The organism is Acidaminococcus hominis (assembly GCF_900291475.1).
Lineage (GTDB): Bacteria > Bacillota > Negativicutes > Acidaminococcales > Acidaminococcaceae > Acidaminococcus > Acidaminococcus hominis.
The window spans coordinates 733,831-758,589 of the sequence record NZ_OLMM01000005.1; the positions used below are offsets into that span (position 1 = coordinate 733,831).

Below are 24,759 nucleotides of genomic sequence, written 5' to 3' on the forward strand. Positions count from 1 at the left end.
TAGAAATCATGAAAGAAAAACGGCAGTTTGTAATCTGGGGCCTGGGCCGGTTCGGCAGCAGCGTAGGAGAAACCCTGGTTCACCTGGGGCACGATGTGCTGGGGGTGGACAAGGACGAGGATGCCGTCCAGGATATGGCGGATAAGCTGACCCATGTGGTGCTGTGCGACGTCATTGACGAAAAAACCGTCAAAAGCCTGGGTATCCGGAACTTTGACGTAGCCATTGTGGCCATTGGGGACCTGGAACCCAGCCTTCTGTGCACCATGCTCATGAAGGAAACCGGGGTAAAGACCATTGTGGCCAAGGCTTCCTCCACCCTGCACGGAAAAATGCTGGAGAAGCTGGGAGCCACCCGGGTCATCTATCCGGAACGGGATATGGGCCGGCGGGTAGGCCATAACCTGGCTTATACCAATATCATGGACTTTATCGAGCTGTCGGACAATATGTGCCTGATGGAAATTGCCATCTCCGAGAAAATGGTGGGCAAGAGCCTGGCAGATTTGGATGTGCGGCGGAAATACAAAGTCAACGTGGTGGCGGTGAAGCATGAAGACGGCACCACGGAAATCAGCCTGGATCCTACCAAGGCCCTGCTGGCCGGGGATATGATGGTGGTCATCGGGTCCCGGCAAAGCGTAGAAGCCCTGGAGGACGGTATATGATCAGTGAAATTACATCCCTAAAAAATGATTTGGTGAAGCGGGCAGCTTCCCTGAAAGTGAAAAAATACCGGCAGCGGGAGCAGCTGTTCCTGCTGGAGGGCAAGCGGGCGGTGGACGAAGCCCGGCGTTCTTCCTGGCAGATCCAGGCCTACTTCTTTACCAAACTGCCGGAAGAATGGACCCAGGAAGCGGATGCTGGAGACACGCCCTATTACCAGGTAACCGAAGCGGTGATGGAAAAAATCACGGCTACGGAAGATCCCCAGGGGGTGGCGGCTTTGGTGGCCCTAAAAGAAACCCCGTTAAAGGATTTTCACCCGGCCAAGGGTCTGGTATTGGTGCTTGATAAAATCCGGGACCCGGGCAACACCGGGACCCTGATTCGGACCGCCGATGCCCTGGGGGCTGCCGGGGTGATTCTTTTGGCAGAGACGGCGGACCTGTACAACCCCAAGGTGGTGCGCTCCACCATGGGCTCCCTGTTCCACCTGCCGGTGTTTACCGGGGTGACCCAGGAAGAGCTGTTAAACTGGTGCCGGAAGGAGCAGTTTACCCTGTGGGCGACAGCACTGGAAGGGGCAAAGAACGTAACGGAAACCGCTTGGCCCCAAAAAACTGCCCTGGTTATGGGCAGCGAAGCGGAAGGGGTGGACCCGGCGCTTCTTGCCCAGGCGGATACCAAAATCATGATTCCTATGGCAGGCCAGGCGGAAAGCCTGAACGTGGCCATTGCTGGAGGAATTCTCCTGTTTTTGGGTTCCCAGGGCCAAAAGGCCTAGCAAAGGGCGAAAGGTTTATTGACGGAAAATCCTAAGAAGTGTATAATAAAGCGTAAATTTAATACACAAGGCGATGACAGAGACAGTACGGCCAGCAATCGGTGCAGCGATTCGGGGACAGTGGGAGCCCGGACAGGAGAGCGCAGGCAGGAACATCACTCTGGAGCCGGTCTTTGAAACAGCAGTAAAAGACCCGGTTTATGCCCGTTACGGCATACGAGTGGCAGCAGTTTTGCTGTCATGAGGGTGGTACCACGGGTCTGTAACGTCTCGTCCCTTAGGGGACGGGACGTATTTTTTTGGAGGTGTAACAAGTGAGCAGCGAAAAAGATCAGTACAGCAACACGCTAAACCTGCCGAAAACCGATTTCCCTATGCGGGCAGGACTTCCCAAGCGGGAACCGGATTTCCTGGATTTCTGGTATAAAAATGATGTGTACGGGGAAAAGCAAAAACTCCATGCCGGCCATAAGAAGTTTGTCCTGCATGATGGCCCTCCCTATGCCAACGGCAAGATTCATATGGGTCATGCCCTGAACAAAATTCTGAAAGACATCATTGTCAAATACAAATACGCCAGAGGTTACGATACCCCTTACGTACCGGGCTGGGATACCCACGGCATGCCCATTGAGCACGCCTGCATCAAGGCCACCGGGGTGGACCGCCACAAGCTGAGTCCTGTAGAACTGCGGAAAATGTGCCGGGAATACGCCCTGGAATGGATTGACACCCAGCGCAGCGACTTTAAGCGCCTAGGCGTACTGGGGGACTGGGCCCATCCCTACGTTACCCTGGATCCCCATTTTGAAGCGGAACAGGTGCGGGTATTTGGTACCATGGCCAACAAGGGCTATATCTATAAGGGCAAGAAAACCGTTTACTGGTGCCCCCACTGCGAAACTGCCCTGGCAGAAGCCGAAATCGAATATGCTGACCAGAAAACCCCGACCATTTTCGTCAAGATGCCTCTGGTCAAGGATAACGGGCTGACTCCGGAAGAAGCCAAGGGTAAACCGGCCTACATGGTTGTTTGGACCACCACCCCCTGGACCATTCCTGCCAACGTGGCTGTCGCTGTAAACCCGGAGGTGGAATACGCCTGGGTGGAATATAACGGCGAAGTATTGATCATGGCAGCAGAACTGGTGGACAAGGTAGCCGAAGAATGCGGCGTCACCTTTGGTCCTGTTCTGGGCACTACCCAGGGCCGGAAATTTGAACTGGCTGAATGCGTCCATCCTTTCCCGGAATATAACCACCGGAAATCCCTGGTAGTCCTGGCCGACTATGTTGACCTGGAAACCGGTTCTGGCTGTGTACATACCGCTCCTGGCCACGGCGACGTGGACTATTTGACCGGTCTGAAATACAACCTGCCCATCCTGTGTCCTGTGGACGAAAAGGGCTGCTTCACCGACGAGGCCGGTGAAATGCTCAAGGGCAAGTTTGTCTTCGACAGCAACGGACTGGTCATCAAACACCTGGCTGAACTGAACGTACTGCTGGGCAAAAAGACCATCCATCACCAATACGCCCACTGCTGGCGCTGCAAGAACCCCATCATCTACCGGGCTTCCGAACAATGGTTTGCTTCCGTAGACGGGTTCCGCCAGGAAGCACTGGACGCCATTGCCAACGATGTAAAATGGATTCCCAGCTGGGGCGAATCCCGGATCCACAACATGGTGGCTGACCGCCATGACTGGTGTATTTCCCGGCAGAGAGTCTGGGGCGTGCCCATTCCCATCTTCTACTGCGAAGACTGCGGGGAACCCCTGATTAACCCGGATACCATCGAAGCCGTAGCCAATATTTTCGAAACCGAAGGCAGCGACGCCTGGTGGAACCATACGGCAGAAGAACTGCTGCCCCAGGGTACCAAGTGCAGCAAATGCGGCGGCACTCATTTCCGCAAGGAAAAGGACATCATGGACGTGTGGTTCGACTCCGGTTCCTCCCATATGGGCGTACTGACCAAACGGCCGGAACTGCAATGGCCGGCGGATATGTACCTGGAAGGCAGTGACCAGCACAGAGGCTGGTTCCAGTCCTCCCTGCTAACCTCCGTAGCTGTTACCGGCAAGGCGCCTTACCGTTCCGTTCTGACCCACGGCTACGTGCTGGATGGGGAAGGCCGGAAGATGAGCAAATCCCTGGGCAATGTGGTGGTTCCCCAGGAAGTCATTTCTCAATACGGGGCAGATATTGTCCGCCTGTGGGTGGCTTCCACCGACTACAAGCAGGACGTGCGGATTTCGCCCGTAATCCTGAAACAGCTGGCTGAAGTGTACCGGAAAGTCCGGAACACCATTCGCTACATCCTGGGCAACACCTACGACTTTGACTATGAAAAAGACAAGGTTGCCTTTGACCAAATGGAAGAGCTGGACCAATGGGCTCTCATGCGCTTTGAAGAACTGAAGAACGAAGTGGAGCAGGCCTACGAAGAATACGATTTCCACGTACTGTTCCATGCCATCCATGACTTCTGCACGGTGGACATGAGTGCCTTCTACCTGGATATCATCAAGGACCGGCTGTACACCAGCAAGCAAAACAGCCAAAAACGGCGTTCTGCCCAAACGGCCATGTATCAGATCCTGAAGGAACTGATGGTGATGCTGATGCCGGTACTGAGCTTTACCATGGAAGAAGTCTACCAGTATATGAATAAACCGGCTGACGCGCCTTTGAGCGTACAGATGCTGCCCTGGCCGGAACATCATGCCGAATACATCAACAAGGAACTGGAAGAAAAATGGAATGCCTTCCTGGCCATCCGGGGCGAAATCACCAAGGTCCTGGAAAATGCCCGGAGAGCCAAGACCATCGGCCATTCCCTGGATGCCAAAGTGGTTCTGTATGCCGAAGGGGATGCCCTGGCCGAGCTGAAGGCCCTGGAAAGCCATTTGCCGGCTCTCCTGATTGTTTCCCAGGCAGAACTCCACGAAGGTCTGGGTGCCGACGGGGAAGAAACCGGCCGCAGTGACCTGAAGGTTGCTGTCCTGCCGGCGGACGGGGAAAAATGCGAACGCTGCTGGTGCTACAGCACCACCGTTGGCCAGAACCCGGAACACCCCACCCTGTGCTCCAAGTGCTGCGAAGCAGTGGACTAAAACAAGAATAGCTTGCAGTAGGAAGGTGCGGCTTAGGCTGCACCTTTCTTTTTATGACTGGAAAGGTGGGATATTGACAAACCGCCGCCAGCTACGTACAATATACGTAACGGAGGTATCGTACTATGGAACATGAAGAGAAATATAAAGTGCGCGATAAGGACGGCAAAGAGTACAAGGACCTGATTGCCCGCCTGAACCGGATTGAAGGCCAGGTGCGGGGGGTAAAGCGCATGGTGGAAGAAGACCGGTATTGCGTGGATATCCTGACCCAGGTCAGCGCCATTACCTGCGGCTTGAATGCGTTCAACAAAAAACTACTAGCCAACCACATCAAAAGCTGCGTAGTCAACGATATCCGTGCCGGGGACGATTCCGTGGTGGATGAGCTGTGCGAAACCCTGCAGAAGCTGATGAAATAAGCCCGGAACGCCAAAAATTGTAAGGGTCCAAGGAGGATTTCAGATGGAAAAGATTGTAAAAGTCAACGGCATGATGTGCCAGAATTGCCAAAAGCATGTACGGGAAGCCCTGGAAGCTATGGACGGCGTAACGGCTGTAGAAGTAAGCCTGGAAAACAAGAACGCCAAAGTGGAAATGAGCCGGGACATTCCTGCTGACGAATTCAAGAAAGTCATCGAAGACGCTGGCTACGAATTTGCCGGCTGCTAAGTGGCTCCAATAAACATAATACAAAGAAACCGTCCTTAAGGGGGCGGCTTCTTTGCGTATAGGCAAAGGTATATCCTGGGGGTGTACCGGAAGGGGAGAAATATGAAAGTATTACTGGTAAACGGCAGCAGCCATACCAATGGCACCACCATGGCTGCGCTAAACGAAATGATCAAGGTATTTCAGGCTGAAAACGTGGAAACGGAAGTAATCCAGCTGGGGGGCAAGCCCATTGCGGACTGCCTCCAGTGCGGCTACTGCTTTACCCACGAAGGCTGCGTCATGAAGGACGACGGAGTCAACGACTTTGTGAAAAAGGCGGAGCAGGCAGACGGCTTCGTTTTTGCTTCACCTACCTATTTTGCCCATCCCAGCGGCCGGCTGTTTTCTTTCCTGGACCGGGTGTTTTTCAGCGCCGCCACTGGGGAAGTGTGCAAGGCCTTCCAGTTTAAGCCCGGCGCTGCGGTAGCGGTAGCACGCCGGGGCGGCACCTCTGCTACCCTGGACGCCATCAACAAGTATTTTGGCATTGCCCAGATGCCGGTGGCCGGGTCCACCTATTGGAATATGGTCCATGGGCTGGAAGCCAAGGATACAGCGGAAGACCTGGAAGGGCTCCAGACCATGCGGAACCTGGCCCGGAATATGGTATGGATGATGCGTTGCTTTGCCCTGGGACGGGAAAAAGGGATTCCTCTGCCGGCCACGGAGTCGGAAGCGTTTACCTGTTTTGTCCGGTAATACAGCAGTTCGAACTGGAAGCCGCTAAGCCTGGAAAAGGGCTAAAACGGCAGTTCTGGGGAAAAGGTGACGTAATTTCGCCATGTTTTTTCGGTTGCGCCTGGGTAGGGTCCATGATATAATTGCTCCTGTTAGATATTCAATTCCAAAGACCATTGGAAGAAAGGATGATTTTACGTGAAAAAACAATTTTTAGCTTTGGTAATGGCCCTGCTGGTATGCGTTGGTTACTCCGGAGTTATGGTTCCGGCAACGGCGTACGCTGCTGAGTCCATCGGCTATGTGGATCTGAATACAGTTTTTGCCCATCACCCTGATTTTGCTTCTGCCAGAGCAGCCATGAATCTGGAACAACAAAAAGCCCAAAAGGAATTTCAGGAAAAGGCTCCCAGCCTGGATGATAATGGCAAGAGAGCCCTGGACAACACCTTGACCGAACAAATCGCCAAGAGAGAACAGGATCTGTTCAACCCCATCCGCAAGAAGATTCTGGATGCCGTGCATAAAGTTGCCAAAGAAAAAGGCATCGACGTTGTCCTGACTTCCAGCGCTGTTGTTGAAGGCGGCACCGATATGACCAACGATGTACTGAAGGCTGTTGGCGCAAAATAATTGAATTAGCCTAGGGCTGTGCTTATGCACAGTCCTTTTTTGCGCCCTATTTGTGACCGGGCAGCGGCAATCCTGTGACAAGGCAGAATGTACATTGACAATTTTAACTGTGCTTGCTAAAATTACAGTATTGAAGCAATACAATCAGCAACTTCTATACAATTGGAGGATGAGCATAATGGAATTCTTGAAAGTGACTGAACAAAATTTTGACAGTGATGTACTGAAGAGCAGCAAACCGGTGGTTGTAGGTTTTTCCGCACCCTGGTGCGGTTATTGCAAACGGCTGAAACCGGCTATTGGCCAACTGGCTATGGAAATTGCCGACAAGGTCAGCTTTGGCGGCGTAAATATTGATGAAGAAGAAGAACTGGCCAAGAAATTCCAGGTAGAAACCATTCCCAGCCTGATGCTGGTAAAAGACGGCCAGTGCAGCGAATTGCTGGTAAACCCGCCTTCCAAGGCCGCAGTAAAGGAATGGCTGGAGGGTAAAGGCGTATTATGAGCAAGGCTTATGATGTGCTGATCATTGGCGGCGGGCCTGCCGGCTACACGGCAGCCCTGTACGCTGCCCGGAGCGGGTATTCTGCTGCGGTGCTGGAAAAATTGTCTCCGGGCGGCCAAATGGCCACCACGTCTGAAATCGAAAACTATCCTGGCTTCCCCGGGGTGGTGGATGGTTTCGAACTGGGAGAAAAGATGCAGCAGGGGGCCGAACAGGCCGGTGCTGAAACGGTGTATGCTGAAGTACGGGGCGTGGACCTGAAGGCCAACCCCAAGGTGGTGGAAACCTCCGAGGGAACGTTTACGGGTCGGGTAGTGATGCTTGCTACGGGGGCTTATCCCCGGGTACTGGGCATTCCCAAGGAAGATTCCCTGGTGAACCGGGGCGTTTCCTACTGTGCTACTTGTGACGGCAGCTTCTATAAAGGCAAGACGGTGGTAGTAAACGGCGGCGGCAATACGGCTGTAGGCGATGCCCTGTACCTGGCCAAGCTGGCCAAGAAGGTGTACCTGGTGCACCGGCGCCATGAGCTGCGGGCCACGCCTTTGTACCTGAAACGGCTGGAAGAAAACCACGTGGAAATTCTGTGGGATAGTGTTATCGAAGGGCTGGATTCTGACAAGAAGCTTACCGGCGTCAAGGTAAAGAATGTCAAAACGGGAGAAGTCCAGGAGGTACCCTGTGACGGGCTGTTTGTGGCCATTGGCCGTCAGCCGGAGAGTGCCCTGTTTGCTGGACAGGTAGAGCTGGACAAGGCAGGCTACATTGTGGCTGGGGAAGATACCAAAACTTCCGAACCCGGTGTCTTTGCCATTGGTGATGTGCGGACCAAAGAGGTGCGGCAGATCATCACCGCGGCGGCGGACGGCGCAGTGGCCGTGCATTACGCCGAGGAATTTTTGAACGAACAGGAAAAATAAAAGATATAGAGAAGGGCAGCGGCTTGAAAGCTTCTGCCCTAGAGAGGGAATAGCGTGAAAAGTGATTTTATAGTGGCGGTCCATGCACTGGTCTATCTGTCCCATCGGGGCTGTCTGGCATCCAGTGAAGAGCTGGCGGAAAATATCTGCACCAACCCGGCCCGTGTACGGAAAATCATGGGAAAACTGAAAAAGATGGGCATTATTACCACCCGAGAAGGTCATGTGGGCGGTTATTGCCCCTGTGAAGGGTTGGAAAAGGCTACCCTGTATGATATTGCCAAGGGCATGGGTACGGTGTTTGTGGACACCAAATGGCGCAGCGGCAACGAAGACATCAACTGCTTCATCAGTGGCGGTATGGCCCAGGTGTTTGACGGCCTGTACCAGGAACTGGACGATTTGTGCATGGAATATCTGAAAAAAATAACCCTGGGAGATGTGCTGCGGCAGATTGTGACCCAAAACCTGCAACATTTGGACCGGTGTCACGGAGCCCTGGAAGGGGACTGCCCGGCCTGGGACAACAGCAAGCAAAATCCCGGTCATAAGTTTGTGGTATAATAAGGGCATCTAAAACTGGAAAGGGTGGTTTTATGAAGAAAGCAGGAACGATTCTTCTGGCGGCTGCACTGGCGGTCTGCCTCCACATGCCTGCAGCCCTGGCGGATCAGCCCCTGGATACCATTTCCGTTTCGGGAGTGGCTTCCAAAGTGGTGGAACCGGACATGGCGACAGTAAACTTGTCCTATACCAAAAAGGGTGAAACGGTGGAAGAAGTGCGGCAGGCTGGTGCTCAGGTCAGCAAGGCGCTGCTGCGCACCATGCTGGAGCAGGGCATTGCCCAAGAGGACATCAGCTCTGTGGATTACAGCATTTCCCCGGTGTACCATTACGACAGGGACGGCCGGCAGAAGCAGGATGGCTATAGCCTGAACGCAGGTTGGACCGTTAAGGTTAAGAATCTGGCCAAGCTGGGTACCATCATTGACCAGAGTTTGACCACTGGGGTGGACCAGGTCAGCGGAGTGAATTTTGGCCTGCAGAACGAGGATTTGATCAAGAACCAACTGCTGGGACAGGCCGTGCAAAATGCCCGGTATTCTGCTCAGGCAGTAGCCAGTGCCGGCGGCCGGAATTTGGGCGTTCTGCGCCAAGCTTCCATTCCTTCGTCTTCTGTGGTGGAAGCACAGCCTATCTTGATGGCTCGGCTGGAAAAGGTGGGTTCTGCTGCCAATGACACTACTACCCTGGCTCCCAAAGCACTGACCATTACAGTACGGGTAAACACCTTGTTTGCCCTGGCTATGCCAGAGTGAGGCTGCTATGAAACAGCCGGAATTTCTTGCTGGAATGAAACCGGTGCTGCTGCAGGGCGCCATGGAGCTGGAAACAGCGGTGCTGCGTCAGGGCCTTACAGGGGTCCGGGAAGTTCATAAAGGAAATTTTAGCTTTTGGCAGGGAACCTTGGGTTCCCTGCCTGTTGTTGTTTCCCGGACGGGAATTGGTACGGCGGCGGCAGGAGCGGCAACAGCCCTGGGCTGCGCTCTCTTTCAGCCGGCCCTGGTGCTGAGCCAGGGGACGGCGGGGGGCTACGGTGAACTTCACCCCTATGACCTGGTGCTGGGCAGCCGGTATTTTAATGCCAATGCGCTGTATACGGCCCCCAGTGGGGACAAGCGGTATCTGTACCTGTCCCGGCTGGAGGAGGAAAGTGATGACGCCGCCTTTACCGGTACCGGGCCGCTGCCGGACCAGTGCAGCGGTGCGGTAATGGACTGGCTGCGCCAGGGTGCCGCTGGCTATACCCGGGGCAGGGTCGTGGAGGGGCTTATTGCTTCTTCTGACCAGTGGAACGCAGATCCTGGACGGATTGCCCAGGCGGCGCAGCTGACCCAGGCCCTTTGTGAGGAAATGGAAACAGCGGCAGCTGGGGAAACAGCCGCTCGGTTTGGCGTGCCCTTTGGAGCCGTCCGGGTTATTTCCAACAATAACCAGTTGGGAGAAGGTTTTCAGGCTGCAACAGCAGAGGTTCTGGCCCAATGGCTGCTGGAGCTATTAAAAAAATAAGATCAGGCGGAGGGGAAAACATGAAAAAGTACAAGGTGTATCAGGTGGACGCATTTACCACGGAGCGGTTCCGGGGAAACCCGGCCGGGGTGGTGGCCAATGCGGAAGGACTGACGGAGGAGCAGATGCTGGCCATTGCCCGGGAGCTGAACAACTCCGAAAGCGCATTTATTTTTCCGTCCCAGGAGGAGGGCGTGGACTGCCAGGTGCGGTTCTTTACCCCCAAAACGGAAGTGCCCATGTGCGGCCATGCTACCGTATCTGCTCATTATATCCGCTGCCTGACCGGGGAGGCCAAGCTGGGCCGGACCATCCAGAAAATCCAGGCAGGGGTCCTGCCGGTGGACATTGCCAAGGACGGGGACGATTATGTCATCACCATGACCCAGGGAACGCCCCATGTAGGGGAACCCTTTGCTGCACCGCTGGTGGGCCGGATCTGTGAGGCGCTGGGGATTACGCCCCTGGAGCTGCGCGGGGACTGCCCGGTAGCCTTTGCCAATACGGGGGCAGGGAAAATCATGGTGCCTTTGCGAGCCTTGGAGCAGCTAAACAGCCTGACGCCTGACCTGGGGGCTCTCACCAAAATCAGCCAGGAATTGGGTATTGGGGGCTACTATGTATTTACCCTCCATCCTGGGGAGGAGTACCTGGTACACGGGCGGACGTTCTCTCCTGCCATTGGCATTAATGAGGATCCGGTAACGGGCAACTCCAATGGCCCTTTGGGCGCCTACCTGGTGCATTATGGCATTTGTCAGGACACGGCTGCGGCAGACTCCTTTGACTTCAAGATTATCCAAGGGGAAGCCTTGGGCCGCCGGGGCCAAATGGGCGTCCATGTGGAAATTGCCCAGGGGGAACCTGTCCTGGTACAAATTTCCGGCAAGGCTGTGGTGTGTTTTGCCACGGAAATAGAGATTTGAGAACTGGACCTGGGAATTTCCCGGGTCTTTTTTTTGGGGCTTAAAGGGCATAAAAAAACGGATGCGCAAAAACGCATCCGTTTGAAGGTCTAGTTTAGAATTTTTTGCCAGTGAGCTTTTCGTAAGCTTCTTTGTACTTGGCAATGGTCTTGTCGATGACTTCCTGGGGCAGCAGGTAATCGCTGTCCGGGTTGGCTTTCAGCCAGTCACGGACGAATTGCTTGTCGTAGGAAGGTTGGCTCTTGCCGGCTTCGTAGCCTTCCAAAGGCCAGAAGCGGGAACTGTCCGGAGTGAGCATTTCATCGCCCAGGACGATTTCGCCTTTTTCGTTCAGGCCAAATTCCAGTTTGGTGTCGGCAATGATGATGCCTTTGGTGTAGGCATAGTCAGCGCATTTTTTGTACAGGGCAATGGTGTAGTCACGAATGGCTTCGGTGTATTCCTTGCCTTTGCCCGGGAAAATCTTTTCCAGATAGGTAACGCATTGGGCTTCGGAAATGTTTTCGTCATGATCGCCCAGTTCAGCTTTGGTGCTGGGGGTGAAAATGGGTTCAGGCAGTTTTTCAGATTCTTTCAGGCCGGCAGGCAGGGTGATACCGCAGACGGTGCCGTCCTTTTGGTAGGATTCCCAGCCGCTGCCGGTAATATAGCCACGGACGATGCATTCCACAGGAATCATGTTCAGTTTACGGCATTTCATGCTTTTGCCGGCAAATTCCGGGCTGCGGAAAAATTCGGGCATATCAGCCGGATCTACGGAGATCATGTGGTTGGGAATAATGTCCTTGGTGAAGTCGAACCAGAATTTGGACATTTGGGTCAGTACGGCACCCTTGTCCGTAATGGTGTTTTTCAGAATATGGTCGAAGGCAGAGATCCGGTCAGAAGCTACCATAATCAGGCTGTCGCCGATATCGTAAATCTCCCGAACTTTCCCGGATTTAAAAGGTTTGTATTCCTGCATGATCCATCCTCCTTAAAAAGTAGAAATAATGATTTTCTTCCCCTATCATACCACAAAGAAGGCTTTTGGTCGAATGTTTTTCAAAGATTTTACCATAATGTTTGTCTTATTTGTTACAATCGGGAGCACATTCGGCCTTTGCATGGCTCTTATTGGAATGGCTGCGGAAAAGACAGGGGAATGGGCATAGAAATTCCGAAAAATGGCAAACATTGTTCAGAAATCATTTTCTGACACAGGAAGAACTGAAAAAAAGGTTACGGGTATGCATTTGATACGTATAAATGTCTTTAACACGTACATAGAGAAAATGGGTACTCCAGGGGATGCATCAAGAATAATTGTCTATTTCACAAAAAAATCCGGATTATCCCCAGGAGAAATGGGTTCCAGCTATTTTCATTCTTTGTTCGATATCGTATAATTGAACATAAACCTGTTAAAGTAGAAAGGATGTTAAAAACATGCGTATTGTTATGACCATCGTTGGTGTCGATAAGGTAGGCATCATTGCAAAGGCCAGCAGCCTGCTGGCAGAAAACAATGTAAACATTTTGAATATCAACCAGAATATTGATGACGGTTTTTTCAACATGGTACTCATTGGGGACTTGGACAACGCTTCTATTTCCGTACAGGATCTGAAGGAACAGGCATCGGCCCTGGGACAGCAGCTGGGTGTGGAAATCCGCGTCCAGAGTGAAGACATTTTCATGGCCATGCACCGGATTTAGGAGGCAGACACAGCATGTTTTATGATATCAAAGATATTTTAGAAACCACCCAGATGATTACCAAAAACAATCTGGATGTGCGCACCATTACCATGGGCATCAGCCTGCGGGACTGCGCCGACCCAGATGTGAAGGTATGTGCTCAAAAAATCTACGACAAGATTACCCATACGGCCAAAGACCTGGTAAAGGTAGGTTCTGACCTGGAAGCAGAGCTGGGGGTACCCATTATCCACAAACGCATTTCCGTGACCCCCATTTCCCTGGTTGGGGAATCCTGCCAAACGGACAGTTACGTGCCCCTGGCCAAGGCCCTGGATGCTGCGGCCAAGGCTGTGGGTGTGAATTTCATTGGCGGCTTTAGCGCCCTGGTGGAAAAAGGCTATACCCATGGGGACCGTACGCTGATTGCTTCCATTCCGGAAGCGCTGGCCACCACGGACCTGGTGTGTTCTTCTGTGGCCATTGGTTCCACCAAGGCCGGCATCAACATGGACGCCGTAAAGCAAATGGGCCAGATCGTCAAAGAAACGGCCCGGCTGACGGCGGCAAACGATGCCTTGGGCTGCGCCAAACTGGTGATTTTCTGCAACCCTGTACAGGACAACCCCTTTATGGCCGGTGCCTTCCATGGGGTAACGGAACCGGAAAGCGTCATCAACGTAGGGGTTTCCGGACCTGGGGTGGTAAAGCACGCCTTGGAAGCCGTGCGGGGAGAAGATATTGGCGTAGTGGCCGAAACCATCAAGAAGACGGCTTTCAAGATTACCCGGGTAGGCCAATTGGTGGCTCAGGAAGCCGCCAAACGGTTAAACACCCAGTTTGGCATCATTGATTTGTCCCTGGCACCTACACCGGCTGTAGGGGACAGCGTGGCACATATCCTGGAAGAAATCGGGCTGGAAGCCTGCGGCTGTCCGGGAACCACGGCAGCCCTGGCCATGCTGAACGATGCTGTGAAAAAGGGCGGGCTTATGGCCTCCAGCTACGTGGGCGGTCTGAGCGGTGCCTTTATTCCTGTCAGTGAAGATGCCGGGATGATTGCAGCGGTAGAAAACCATGCCCTGAGCCTGGAAAAATTGGAAGCCATGACCTGCGTTTGCTCCGTTGGCCTGGATATGATTGCCGTTCCTGGGGATACCACGGCGGAAACCATTTCTGCGGTAATTGCTGACGAAGCAGCCATTGGCATGATCAACAACAAAACCACGGCTGTCCGGCTGATTCCTGTGCCGGGCAAAAAGGTGGGGGATAATGTGGAATTTGGCGGTCTTTTGGGCCATGCTCCCATCATTGCCGTGAACACGTTTAAACCCGATGTATTTATCAACCGGGGCGGCAGAATTCCCGCACCGGTAAGGAGTCTGACCAACTAATGAGAAAAAAAGAAAGGGTTCAGGCCATCTTGGCGGCACTGGAAGAAACGTATAAGGGGCAGGGAACTGCCCTTCATTACCGGACACCCTTTGAACTGCTGGTGGCGGTGATCCTCTCTGCCCAATGTACAGATGAGCGGGTGAATAAGGTGACTGCCCGGCTGTTTCCCCGGTATGATACCCCGGAGAAGCTAGGGGCCTTGACCCAGACCCAATTGGAAGCGCTGATTCATGACTGCGGCTTATTCCATTCCAAGGCAAAAAATATCTTGGCGACCTGCCAGGCCCTGAGCACGCAGTTTGCTTCCAAGGTACCTGAAACCATGAACGAGCTGCTGAGTCTGCCCGGGGTAGGCCGCAAGACCGCAGATGTAATGATGAGCGTGGCTTTTGGCAAGCCGGCCATTGCCGTGGATACCCATGTGTTCCGGGTAGCCCACCGGCTGGGCTTGTCGGAAGGAACTACGCCTCTGGCGGTAGAACAGGACCTGCAGAAGGCCATTCCCAAGCGTCAGTGGGGGGAAGCCCACCACTGGTTTATCTGGCACGGCAGAAAGGTGTGCCGGGCCCGGAAGCCCTTGTGCAGTGAGTGCCCGGTAGTGGACTACTGCCCGTCACGGATGCTGGACTGAAGAATGTAGGTGACCGCAAATGCAGAACGTATACGATGCTATCGACGATTTTTATACCCATGATCCCAACTGGAACGAACTGCTGCCCCGGGAGACGGTGGAAAACTATTTTCGGCAGCGGGCGTGGCAGGGGGCTCATGACTTCCAACTCCAAAAGGAATGGAAGGTGCTGGTGATGCTGTGCATCTACCTGGAAAACGCCGATTTGACCCTTGATGAACTAACCGGGGATGAACTGGTGGATGCCGTTTCCTGGTGCGGCCAGAATGTGGTGGATTTTACCCTTTCCTATACTTCCATTCAGTATTTTCTGGATACCCTGGGAAGCTTTTTTGTGTACCTGAAAAAACAAAAGAAACTCACCAGCAGCGTGGCTCCGTATCTGGCCAAAGAAATGCTCTTAAAGGATGATGGGACCGTTGCCCTGCTAGACAGCGACGGCCGTTATCTGCCCGGGGAAGAAGAACGGGAGGAAAACGCGGCGCCGCCGGCTGAGGGAAAGGTTTTTCTGAATGCCCAGGAGGAGCTTTTGGGGCTCATGTCAGAAATCCATCTGTTTTTCCAGAAGGACCAATTCAATGCAGATTTTGAACGGGCTGTGGCCCTGTATGAGGGAGCCCTGGGCCATATTGACATTAACGATGAAGCCGGCGAAGAATTTTGGCGGGGCTTCTGGGATTATTTTCTGTTCGATTATCATTTGATTCAGGAAGACGTGCCGGCCCTGACCTATTTCAAGGAGCATGGCAATACCGCCTACCTGGAGCTGTGCAATGAGTTAAATATGGCTTTTACTTCTGTCTTCTACATTGAAGATGTGATTCAGGAAGAACGCTACCTGGTTCGGGATTTTCTGACGGGAGAACCCTATTATGCAGGCTTTCATGTAGATAATTGGGACGGCCCTTTGGAAGAACAATTGTTTATGGGACATATTTTCGTAAACCGGAGCATGGGCATGAACTTCCTGGAGCCCTTCCATATTCCGCCCCTGGCCCAGAAACGGTTTATGGAGCTGCTCAGCGACTGTCTGGACTGGTTCGATGTGCAGCAGCCTGGTGCGGACTGGGACGACTTTTTGAACCGTCATTCCCTGCTGTGCCGGAAACTGCTGCATCTGGTGGAAAAGAACCCTGCTGGGGTGCGTTTTCCCTACGAAACGCAACAGCTGGACTATAGGCCGCCCCAACTTGGCAAAGATCCGTCCTATATTGAACGGCTTATTGAGAATATCTTTTTCAGCAGCCACCTAAGCGTCTACGATGTGACGCTGGCCCGGAACCTGTGGCAGGACTTCCTGAACACGGATCCCCACGTGGTACAGCTGCTGCCCCAGGTGTGGGCGGCAGCGGTGGTGGAAAATTATTTGGAAATCAACGAAAAACGGACTGCCCGGAATTTACCCTTCTTTAAGGACACCATGGGTATTTCTCCCATTGATTTGGAGCATGCCTACCAAGATATCCGGGATGCCCTGCAGCTGGAACCTTCTGATCCACGGTATCTGAACGAACAGGGCTTTTTGATGCTGTTTGCGAATGAGACTCAGAAGTAGGAGGAACCATGATTTGTAAACAATGCGGATTGGAATATCCGGATGATTTGGAGGCCTGTCCGGGCTGCCAGGCTCCCAATGAGGAGGTTACGGCCAGGGTGCTGACGGAAACCGAACGGGATTCCTTTGCCGGCACCACCATTGAAGCTAGGGTGGACGACGGGGAAACTGACGAAACATTTAAGGTCTACGACCAGGAGGATTTGCGCCGGGAAGAAGAAAAGAAAGCCCGGCTGGCACGGCTGAAAGCTGCCGGGCTTTCCATCCTGAAAACGGCCCTGGTGGTAGTGGCCCTGTTTACCCTGTTCGGGTTCCTTATGCCCGCCCTATTTGTTTTTCTGGTCATCGGCCTTGCCGTCTGCGCCGGCTGGTGGTTTATGCACCGAGGCTTCTGACGTTTTTGTTCAAGAGATACCTGGCTTGCCGGGTATCTTTTTTGGCTCTTCACGTTTTATTGTGGGATGGCAGATTTCTGCCATCCTTCTTTTATGTCTAGCAACATCCCACTGTCGCAATCTCTAGACAGTGCCGTTTCGTATAGATGGTAATGCTGAATATCGAATCAGAGTGAAAAAATATTCATCATTTTTGTATCCATACCCTATTCGTTTTGCAACCTTAATCTTGTTATTGAAGCCTTCAAGCTTTCCTGTGGTAATCGGATGGGCTGAGTGAGCAATCAAACCCTCTTTGCGTTTTCGCTTTAAGCGGGCAAACTTTTGCAGCTGCGGTATGTTGCTCTCCTCGGCTCCTTTAAACCATTTTTCCCATTCTACGGCAGCTAAATCGGGGTTTCTAAGCTCGAATAGATCACTTAGTTCCTCTTTCATTGTATGGCAAACTGTCAAATTTTCATGTTTTTTAAGGATTTCCTTGAGATTTTCTGCCTTTTTATCGCTTAGTGTTTCTTCCTTGCAAAGCAGCGTCCAGCGAGCTTGTTTTACTTCCTTGTAAAGCCGATTCTCCTCTTTAATTGAATCCTCTGCTTTTGTTGCCTGCTCTTCAGCAATATTCTCTGTAATCCCAAGCTTTAGGTTATCGGCTTTCTCTTTGTGCTGTCTTGCTTCCTCCAGCCTTACGGCTCCCAGCACATCTCGTCCATACTGGGCTTGCATATGGTAGCGGTCGTATACTATTGCCGCATGAGGCAGATACTTTTCTACCAGGGTGTTGAACGATGCGTTCATGTCCATTGCGACAGCTTCTACTTCAGACAAATACTCCAGGTCTGTCTCTTCAAAAAACTTTGTAAAGGCAGCTATAGAGCGTCCCGCACCAACCCAGAGGATGTCTCCCATATCAAGGTCCATAACACAGGTTGCGTAAGTATGGCCTTTGTGCATTGCAAACTCATCAACGGCAAGATGCTTAGGACGGTAGCCACTTTTGCGAAGTTCCTCGCTTCGCGTTTTGAGAGCCTCGTCCATAATTTCCTTATGGATTTTAGAAACTGTTCCCCAATGGATACCGGTCAAATCGCTGACTGCTTTAATCGTCATTTGATGCATAAGCAAAATCTTGATCCATAAAGCGGCACGAGAAGTGACTCTGGTTCCAGGATACTTAAAGGTTATGTTTTCATTGAAGGTATGCCCGCATTTTTGGCACCGGTAGCGGTGGAATCTCACACGAAGAATCCGTGGCTTTCCGGGTATCCAGGGCATGTCTTTAAGTGTAGTTACAGGGTTGTCATGGACATGGACCTTACCGCCGCAGCAAGGGCATACAACGTCGGCTGTAGGCCGGGTACTATTTACATCTATGATCTCTTCAAAAAGAGAAGCAATACTCGTAGGAATATTAAAATTTTCCTGTATGTTTTTGCATAAATTTGCTATACTTGAGGTTGAGAGCACGTGGATCATTCCTTTCGTAGTTTTGTCGCTATTACTTAGAATGGAGCATCCCGTGCTCTTTTTCAATACCTTTTTTCAGTTTTTAAATTCTGTCTTAGATTTCGTATCCCCCAATTTTCCGTGATGAGCCNAGAGCACGTGGATCATTCCTTTCGTAGTTTTGTCGCTATTACTTAGAATGGAGCATCCCGTGCTCTTTTTCAATACCTTTTTTCAGTTTTTAAATTCTGTCTTAGATTTCGTATCCCCCAATTTTCCGTGATGAGCCTCTTTTTTTGTGGGGAAAACTGCAAATTATTGGGCAGGGCACGGCAAAATATTTTTTTGCACAATTGTGCACTGGACAAGCGGCGCAGAATGGGCTAAAGTATAAAGTAGCAGTGTCTTTGCAGGGCCTGGCAGTGCAAAAATGGGGGTATTTCCCTTTGTTTTTTGCGTCAGGGACCGTGTGCAATTTCAGCAAGTTTCTCGCCTTATCCATAAATTTATTTATGAGAGTACGAGAAACGGAAGATAAAATACAGGCATAGGGCTGTTGTTGGTTAAATAAAATAACAAGTCCACAAATTTTAATTATGGAAAACTTCATAATTGGCGTCTTCCTTTTGGTTCATAATTAGTGTATAATTAAATCCATAAGTAAAACCTGATTTTTATTTTCGGTTTCTACTGACAAATCAGCAAAAAGAATAGAGCGAATTTTTTGTGATGGTCTGTTCCTTTTCTGGTGAGCAAGCTTTTCTCTAGTTAAACTTAGAAGGGATGGTAAGTTATGCGTGAAGTTGTAATCGTAAGTGCTGTAAGAACTGCTATTGGTAAGTTTGGCGGCAGCCTGACCCCCATGAGCGCAGTACAATTGGGTGCTGTAGTTATCAAGGAAGCTCTGGAAAGAGCCAAGGTTGATCCGGCAAAGGTTGACGAAGTTATTTTCGGCAACGTGCTGCAAGCTGGCCTGGGCCAAAACCCGGCTAGACAAGCTGCTATCTATGGCGGCGTTCCCCAAGAAGTTCCGGCTTTCACCGTCAACAAAGTTTGCGGTTCCGGTCTGAAATGCGTTGAATTGGCTGCCCAATCCATTCTGGCTGGCGACAACGATATCGTTGTAGCAGGCGGTATGGAAAGCATGTCCAATGCTCCTTTCGTAACCAGCGGCAAAGCTAGATGGGGCCTGCGTATGGGTGACAGCAAGCTGACCGACGTAATGATCAAAGACGGCCTGTGGGATGCCTTCAACAACTACCACATGGGCATCACCTCCGAAAACGTAGCTGAAAAATTTGGCGTAACCCGTCAGGACCAGGATGAAGTATCCGTACGGTCCCAGGAAAGAGCCATTGCTGCCATTAAGAGTGGTGCTTTCAAAGAAGAAATCGTTCCTGTTACCATTAAAACCAAAAAAGGCGAAGTAGTATTCGATACCGATGAGTTCCCCAGAGAAGGAACCACCATGGAAGTTCTGGCCAAACTGCGCCCGGCTTTCAAGAAAGATGGTACCGTTACTGCCGGCAACGCTTCCGGCTTGAACGACGGCGCTGCTGCCCTGGTTATTATGTCTGCTGACAAAGCCAAAGAACTGGGCCTGAAACCTATGGCTAAGATTCTGTCTTACGCTTCTGCCGGTGTAGATCCTGCCATCATGGGCATTGGACCTATCCCTGCCAGCCGCAAAGCCTTGGCTAAAGCTGGTAAAGAAGTCAGCGATATGGACCTGATTGAAGCCAACGAAGCTTTCGCTGCCCAATTCGTAGAAGTTGGCAGAGAACTGAAATTCGATATGGATAAAGTAAACGTTAACGGCGGCGCCGTAGCTCTGGGCCATCCCATTGGTGCCAGCGGTGCCCGTATCCTGGTTACCCTGTTGTATGCCCTGAAACATAGAGACAAGAAATTGGGTCTGGCCACGCTGTGCATCGGCGGCGGCATGGGTACTGCAACCGTGGTGGAAATGCTCTAATTAGGTGTAATACACCTTTAGATATTAAAAAACAGAGGAAAGAGGTTATTTACCATGGATTTCAATCTGACTGAAGACCAAGCTATGATTAAGGATATGGCTAAGGAGTTCTCCGAAAAGTTTCTGGCTCCTACCATTGAAGAAAGAGATGCGAACCATATTTGGGACCGCAAATTGATCGATCAAATGATGGAAGCCGGTTTTGCCGGCGTTTGCTTCCCCGAAGAATACGGCGGCATGGGCCTGGACGTTCTGAGCTATATCCTGGCTGTAGAAGAAATGTCCAAAGTCGATGACGGCACTGGTATCACTCTGTCTGCCTGCGTTTCCCTGTGCGCAACCCCGATTTACATGTACGGTACTGAAGAACAAAAACAAAAATACCTGAGACCTATCTGCGAAGGCCAGCACGTTGGTGCTTTTGGTCTGACCGAACCGTCTGCAGGTACCGATGCTTCTGCTCAACAGACCACTGCTGTTCTGAAGGGTGACAAATACATCCTGAACGGCTCCAAGATCTTTATCACCAATGGTAAAGAAGCTGACACCTATGTTGTATTTGCCATGACCGACAAGAGCAAAGGCAACCATGGTATTACCGCTTTCATTCTGGAAAAAGGCATGCCCGGCTTCAAATTCGGCAAGATCGAAAACAAAATGGGCGGCCACACTTCCATCACTGCTGAATTGGTATTCGAAGACCTGGAAGTTCCTGTGGAAAACAGACTGGGCGAAGAAGGCGAAGGCTTCAAGATTGCTATGTCCACCCTGGACGGCGGCCGTATCGGCGTAGCTGCCCAAGCTCTGGGTATTGCTGAAGGCGCTCTGGATGCTGCTGTGAAGTACTCCAAAGAACGTGAACAATTTGGTCGTCCTATCTCCAAGTTCCAAGCTATCAGCTTCAAACTGGCTGACATGGCCATGAAGATTGATGCTGCCCGGTATCTGGTTTACCATGCAGCTTTCCTGAAACAAGCTGGCGAACCGTACTCTGAAGCTGCTGCTGAAGCAAAATGCTTTGCTTCTGACGTAGCTATGGAAGTTACCACCGATGCTGTACAAGTATTCGGCGGCTACGGCTACACTGTAGATTACCCTGTTGAACGCTACATGAGAAATGCCAAGATTACCCAAATCTACGAAGGCACCAACGAAGTGCAACGCATGGTAATTTCCCGTGCTCTGCTGGCTGACAAGAAAAAGAAATAAGTTGTAACCAGTGATTGACCAAGTGCGCCTTAGGGCGCATTTGGTTATTCATTGAAATTTTTAGAGAATTTAAATATTTAAGGATTCAATATTTGGGTTGAAATGAAGTGCAAAGGAGATTTTACTATGGAATTAAAAAAAGTTATGGTTATCGGCGCAGGCCAAATGGGCAGCGGTATTGCCCAGGTTATGGCCAGCCACGGCGTTGAAGTTGTGCTGCGCGATATCAAACAAGAATTTGTTGACCGGGGGATCAGCAATATCGAAAAGAATCTGGCTCACTCTGTAGCCAAAGGCCGTATCACTGAAGATGATAAGAAAGCCACTTTGGCTAAAATTCATGGTGTGGTAGAAATGACCCAGGAAACCTGCAATGTGCACCTGGCCATTGAAGCTGCTACCGAAAACCTGAAAATCAAACAAGACATTTTCAAGACCCTGGATGAACTGTGCCCGGCTGACACTATCATTGCCAGCAACACTTCTTCCGTGTCCATCACCCTGCTGGGTGCCGGCACCAAGAGACCGGACAAATTCATCGGCATGCATTTCTTTAACCCGGCTCCTGTAATGAAGCTGGTGGAAGTAACCAGAGGCCTGGCTACTTCTGACGATACCTTTGCCAAAGTAAAACAATTGGCTCTGGATCTGGAAAAATCTCCTGTGGAAGTTCATGATGCCCCGGGCTTTGTAGGCAACCGGATCATGATCCCCATGATTAACGAAGCAATCTTCACCTTGAGCGAAGGCGTAGCTAACGCTGAGGATATCGATACCGTAGCCAAACTGGGCTTTAACCATCCCATGGGCCCTCTGGCTCTGTCCGACCTGATCGGCAACGACACCGTTCTGGCTATTATGGAAGTTCTGTACAAGGGCTTTGGCGATCCTAAATATCGTCCGGCTCCGCTGCTGCGTAAAATGGTAGAAGCTGGTTACCTGGGCCGCAAGACCGGTAAGGGCTTTTACGATTACAGTAAGAAATAATATTCCTAGGGGATAGTGGTGAGTTCCATGTATCAATATGAAAATTTACTGGTATCAACCTCGGAAGACGGGATTACTACCGTTACCATCAACCGTCCTAAATTCCTGAATGCACTGGACATCCAGACCTTGCAGGAAATGGAAGACGCTTTTGAAAAACTGGCAACGGATCCCAATACCCGTTCCATGATCATCCGCGGCGGCGGTGAAAAGGCCTTTGTGGCCGGCGCTGACCTGAAAGCCATGAGCACCATGACGGCCGTGGAAGGACGGAATTTCTCCATCCTGGGTCATGAGGTATTTGATGCCATTGAAAAACTTCCGTATGTGGTAATTGCTGCAGTAAACGGGTATGCCCTGGGCGGCGGCTGTGAATTGGCCCTGGCCTGCGACTTCCGTTTCGGCTCCACCACGGCCAAATTTGGCCAGCCGGAAGTAAATTACGGCATTATTCCTGGTTTTGGCGGTTCCCAAAGACTGGCCCGGCTGATTGGCAAGGGCTATGCCAAGGAAATGATCTATACCGGGGACATGATCAATGCGGAAGAAGCCTATCGTTTGGGCCTGATCAATCGGATTCTTCCTCCGGAAGAATTGATTCCTGCCTGCGAAGAAGTCTGCCGCAAAATCATGAAAAAAGGTCCTCTGGCCATTGCCAGCGCCAAAGACGCCATTGACCGCGGTTTGAAAATGGATCTGGACTCCGGGCTGTCCTATGAAGCCCAGGTATTTGGCAACTGCTTTGCCACCTTGGACCAAAAAGAAGGCATGAAGGCATTCCTGGAAAAACGGAAACCCGTATTTATGAACAAATAAGGTTCCTTTTAGGGAATGGAAAGACCCCCATTTGTCAGAAGTATTCTGGCAGCTGGGGGCCTTTTTGCGTCTGGTGGGGGGCATCTCTGTACAAAAGTGCCTTGAAAAGTTATACTACTATATGTAGGACCAAAGAATGGAGGTTAGTAAAATGAAAGTTACCTATAGCAGAACAGAGTCCGCCTGGCAGCGTATGGATGCCCAGGAACGGGAAGCTGTCATGAATTATGGTGAAGGGTATAAGGCATTTTTGGATACTGCCCGGAGTGAGCGGCTGGCTGTAAAGGAAATTTTGGAACGGGCTGAAAAGGCCGGTTTCAAACCTTTGTACGACTGCAAGGAAGTAAAGGCTGGGGACAAGGTATATTGGAACCAGAAAGGCAAATCCTGTATTTTGGCTGTGGTAGGGGAAGAACCCGTCCACGCTGGGTTAAAAATTGTAGGCTCCCATATTGATGCCCCCCGGCTGGACCTGAAGGGCAATCCTGTCCATGAACAGGATGGGTTGGTTTACTTCCGTACCCATTACTACGGCGGCATCAAGAAGTATCAATGGCCCTGCATTCCCCTGGCCCTGGTGGGCGTAATTTTCACCAAGGACGGCAAGAAGGTGGAAGTGAACATTGGTATGGACGAAAAGGATCCCGTCTTCTACATTACGGACCTGCTGATCCATATGGCCCAGGACCAGATGAAAAAGACCCTGGCAGAAGGGGTTACCGGCGAGCAGCTCCAGGCTGTCATCGGCTCCAATTCTGACCACGACCAAAAGGTGAAGGATGCGGTAATGAAGCTGCTGAAGGACACCTATGGGGTGGAAGAAGAAGACTTTGCAGCTGCTGAGCTGGAACTGGTACCGGCGCTCAAGAGCCGCGATGTGGGCTTTGACCGGTCCATGATTGCTGCCTATGGCCAGGATGACCGGGTATGCTCCTACGCCAACCTGGAAGCTATTTTGAACGCCAAACCGGGGACCAAAACCCAGGCTGCCCTGTTTACCGATAAGGAAGAAATCGGTTCCTATGGCAACACCGGTATGCAGTCTTCCTATTTTGTGAAGTTTGTCATGAAGCTGCTGGCCCTGCAGAACGCAGGCAGCCTGCTGGACTTCTACGAAACTATGGAAAACAGCGAAATGCTGTCCGGTGACGTAAACAGCTGCCTGGATCCCATGTTCCCGGAAGTTACGGAAAAGGACAATTCCTCCCTGCTGGGTTACGGCATTGCCATGACCAAGTTTACCGGCGCCCGGGGCAAGGCGGGCAGCAACGATGCCAACAGTGAATTCATGCAAAAAGTCCGCACCATTTTCAATGACGCCGGGGTGGCCTGGCAGATTGGCGAACTGGGCAAGGTGGACCAGGGCGGCGGCGGCACCATTGCCTTTATGCTGGCCGACTGGGGCTGCGAGGTGGTGGACTGCGGCACGGCCATGCTGAGCATGCACGCTCCTTATGACCTGCTGAGTAAAACCGATGCCTACGAAACCTATCGGGCCTACAAAGCCTTCTTTGAAAGCAAATAAAATTTTTAACGCAAAAGAGCGATGTACCTTTGAGGCACATCGCTCTTGATTTTTGGCTCATCACGGAAAATTGGGGGATACGAAATCTAAGACAGAATTTAAAAACTGAAAAAAGGTATTGAAAAAGAGCACGGGATGC

Annotated in this window: 25 protein-coding genes and 1 other annotated feature; of the genes, 23 read left to right on the plus strand and 2 right to left on the minus strand. The window is 51.5% G+C overall.

Going from position 1 to position 24,759, the window contains the following annotated elements:
* Positions 1-8: 8 nt before the first annotated feature.
* From C7E10_RS09795 to C7E10_RS09855, 13 genes are all read left to right on the plus strand, one after another.
* Entirely contained in the window at positions 9-668 is a 660-nt protein-coding gene (locus C7E10_RS09795) for a potassium channel family protein (protein WP_105327100.1), read from the plus strand.
* Positions 665-1,447, plus strand: a complete 783-nt coding sequence (locus tag C7E10_RS09800; RefSeq protein ID WP_105327101.1) for a TrmH family RNA methyltransferase — start codon at positions 665-667, stop codon at positions 1,445-1,447. Before C7E10_RS09795 ends, C7E10_RS09800 begins: the two co-directional genes overlap by 4 nt.
* Positions 1,448-1,511: 64 nt before the next feature.
* Positions 1,512-1,728: a binding site (T-box leader), on the plus strand.
* 93 nt (positions 1,729-1,821) lie between these two features.
* A complete protein-coding gene (ileS, locus tag C7E10_RS09805; RefSeq protein ID WP_255668147.1) occupies positions 1,822-4,566 on the plus strand; it encodes an isoleucine--tRNA ligase in 2,745 nt (914 codons plus the stop codon).
* A gap of 125 nt (positions 4,567-4,691) precedes the next feature.
* Positions 4,692-4,988: a metal-sensing transcriptional repressor gene (locus C7E10_RS09810; RefSeq protein ID WP_105327103.1), complete on the plus strand. Its 297-nt coding sequence runs from the start codon at positions 4,692-4,694 to the stop codon at positions 4,986-4,988.
* A gap of 43 nt (positions 4,989-5,031) precedes the next feature.
* Positions 5,032-5,238 (plus strand): heavy-metal-associated domain-containing protein, encoded by a 207-nt coding sequence (locus C7E10_RS09815; protein ID WP_105327104.1) that lies wholly within the window; start codon positions 5,032-5,034, stop codon positions 5,236-5,238.
* A 102-nt stretch (positions 5,239-5,340) separates the two neighbouring features.
* The gene (locus tag C7E10_RS09820) at positions 5,341-5,979 is read left to right on the plus strand and encodes a flavodoxin family protein (RefSeq protein WP_105327105.1); all 639 of its coding nucleotides are present in this window, start codon (positions 5,341-5,343) and stop codon (positions 5,977-5,979) included.
* A 177-nt stretch (positions 5,980-6,156) separates the two neighbouring features.
* On the plus strand, positions 6,157-6,591 hold the full coding sequence (locus C7E10_RS09825) for an OmpH/Skp family outer membrane protein (protein ID WP_231086485.1): 435 nt from the start codon (positions 6,157-6,159) through the stop codon (positions 6,589-6,591).
* A gap of 178 nt (positions 6,592-6,769) precedes the next feature.
* The gene (locus C7E10_RS09830) at positions 6,770-7,096 is read left to right on the plus strand and encodes a thioredoxin family protein (protein ID WP_105327106.1); all 327 of its coding nucleotides are present in this window, start codon (positions 6,770-6,772) and stop codon (positions 7,094-7,096) included.
* Positions 7,093-8,016, plus strand: coding sequence for a thioredoxin-disulfide reductase (gene trxB / locus C7E10_RS09835; RefSeq protein ID WP_199614782.1), 924 nt, complete (start codon positions 7,093-7,095; stop codon positions 8,014-8,016). Before C7E10_RS09830 ends, trxB begins: the two co-directional genes overlap by 4 nt.
* A gap of 54 nt (positions 8,017-8,070) precedes the next feature.
* Positions 8,071-8,580 (plus strand): RrF2 family transcriptional regulator, encoded by a 510-nt coding sequence (locus C7E10_RS09840; protein ID WP_105327108.1) that lies wholly within the window; start codon positions 8,071-8,073, stop codon positions 8,578-8,580.
* A 32-nt stretch (positions 8,581-8,612) separates the two neighbouring features.
* Positions 8,613-9,335 (plus strand): SIMPL domain-containing protein, encoded by a 723-nt coding sequence (locus C7E10_RS09845; RefSeq protein WP_105327109.1) that lies wholly within the window; start codon positions 8,613-8,615, stop codon positions 9,333-9,335.
* Positions 9,336-9,342: 7 nt separating this feature from the next.
* Complete coding sequence (locus tag C7E10_RS09850; protein ID WP_105327110.1) at positions 9,343-10,086, plus strand: 5'-methylthioadenosine/S-adenosylhomocysteine nucleosidase family protein; 744 nt, start codon at positions 9,343-9,345, stop codon at positions 10,084-10,086.
* Between the two features lie 20 nt (positions 10,087-10,106).
* Positions 10,107-11,012 carry a PhzF family isomerase gene (locus tag C7E10_RS09855; protein ID WP_105327111.1) on the plus strand — a complete coding sequence of 302 codons (906 nt, stop codon included), beginning with the start codon at positions 10,107-10,109 and terminating at the stop codon, positions 11,010-11,012.
* Between the two features lie 94 nt (positions 11,013-11,106).
* Here C7E10_RS09855 and C7E10_RS09860 read toward each other — a convergent pair whose 3' ends face one another.
* Complete coding sequence (locus tag C7E10_RS09860; protein WP_105327112.1) at positions 11,107-11,976, minus strand: phosphoribosylaminoimidazolesuccinocarboxamide synthase; 870 nt, start codon at positions 11,974-11,976, stop codon at positions 11,107-11,109.
* A 464-nt stretch (positions 11,977-12,440) separates the two neighbouring features.
* On the opposite strand from C7E10_RS09860, the gene C7E10_RS09865 reads away from it, so the two are divergent.
* The 5 genes from C7E10_RS09865 to C7E10_RS09885 are packed head-to-tail and all read left to right on the plus strand — an operon-like array spanning position 12,441 to position 16,668.
* Entirely contained in the window at positions 12,441-12,710 is a 270-nt protein-coding gene (locus tag C7E10_RS09865; RefSeq protein ID WP_105327113.1) for an ACT domain-containing protein, read from the plus strand.
* 14 nt (positions 12,711-12,724) lie between these two features.
* Positions 12,725-14,086, plus strand: a complete 1,362-nt coding sequence (locus tag C7E10_RS09870; protein ID WP_105327114.1) for a PFL family protein — start codon at positions 12,725-12,727, stop codon at positions 14,084-14,086.
* The gene (nth, locus tag C7E10_RS09875) at positions 14,086-14,718 is read left to right on the plus strand and encodes an endonuclease III (RefSeq protein WP_105327115.1); all 633 of its coding nucleotides are present in this window, start codon (positions 14,086-14,088) and stop codon (positions 14,716-14,718) included. The genes C7E10_RS09870 and nth overlap by 1 nt, the downstream gene beginning before the upstream one ends.
* A gap of 19 nt (positions 14,719-14,737) precedes the next feature.
* Positions 14,738-16,273: a hypothetical protein gene (locus C7E10_RS09880; RefSeq protein WP_105327116.1), complete on the plus strand. Its 1,536-nt coding sequence runs from the start codon at positions 14,738-14,740 to the stop codon at positions 16,271-16,273.
* A gap of 8 nt (positions 16,274-16,281) precedes the next feature.
* Positions 16,282-16,668, plus strand: coding sequence for a hypothetical protein (locus C7E10_RS09885; protein ID WP_105327117.1), 387 nt, complete (start codon positions 16,282-16,284; stop codon positions 16,666-16,668).
* A gap of 123 nt (positions 16,669-16,791) precedes the next feature.
* On the opposite strand, the gene C7E10_RS09890 is transcribed toward C7E10_RS09885, so the two are convergent.
* Positions 16,792-18,138, minus strand: coding sequence for an ISL3 family transposase (locus tag C7E10_RS09890; protein WP_146109059.1), 1,347 nt, complete (start codon positions 18,136-18,138; stop codon positions 16,792-16,794).
* 763 nt (positions 18,139-18,901) lie between these two features.
* Here C7E10_RS09890 and C7E10_RS09900 point away from each other — a divergent pair.
* From C7E10_RS09900 to C7E10_RS09920, 5 genes are all read left to right on the plus strand, one after another.
* Complete coding sequence (locus C7E10_RS09900; protein WP_105327120.1) at positions 18,902-20,083, plus strand: acetyl-CoA C-acetyltransferase; 1,182 nt, start codon at positions 18,902-18,904, stop codon at positions 20,081-20,083.
* A gap of 54 nt (positions 20,084-20,137) precedes the next feature.
* Complete coding sequence (locus C7E10_RS09905) at positions 20,138-21,292, plus strand: acyl-CoA dehydrogenase (RefSeq protein WP_105327121.1); 1,155 nt, start codon at positions 20,138-20,140, stop codon at positions 21,290-21,292.
* A gap of 126 nt (positions 21,293-21,418) precedes the next feature.
* Positions 21,419-22,279 (plus strand): 3-hydroxybutyryl-CoA dehydrogenase, encoded by an 861-nt coding sequence (locus C7E10_RS09910; protein ID WP_105327122.1) that lies wholly within the window; start codon positions 21,419-21,421, stop codon positions 22,277-22,279.
* Between the two features lie 27 nt (positions 22,280-22,306).
* Positions 22,307-23,095 (plus strand): enoyl-CoA hydratase-related protein, encoded by a 789-nt coding sequence (locus tag C7E10_RS09915; RefSeq protein WP_105327123.1) that lies wholly within the window; start codon positions 22,307-22,309, stop codon positions 23,093-23,095.
* 151 nt (positions 23,096-23,246) lie between these two features.
* Positions 23,247-24,620, plus strand: coding sequence for an aminopeptidase (locus C7E10_RS09920; RefSeq protein ID WP_105327124.1), 1,374 nt, complete (start codon positions 23,247-23,249; stop codon positions 24,618-24,620).
* Positions 24,621-24,759: the final 139 nt, after the last annotated feature.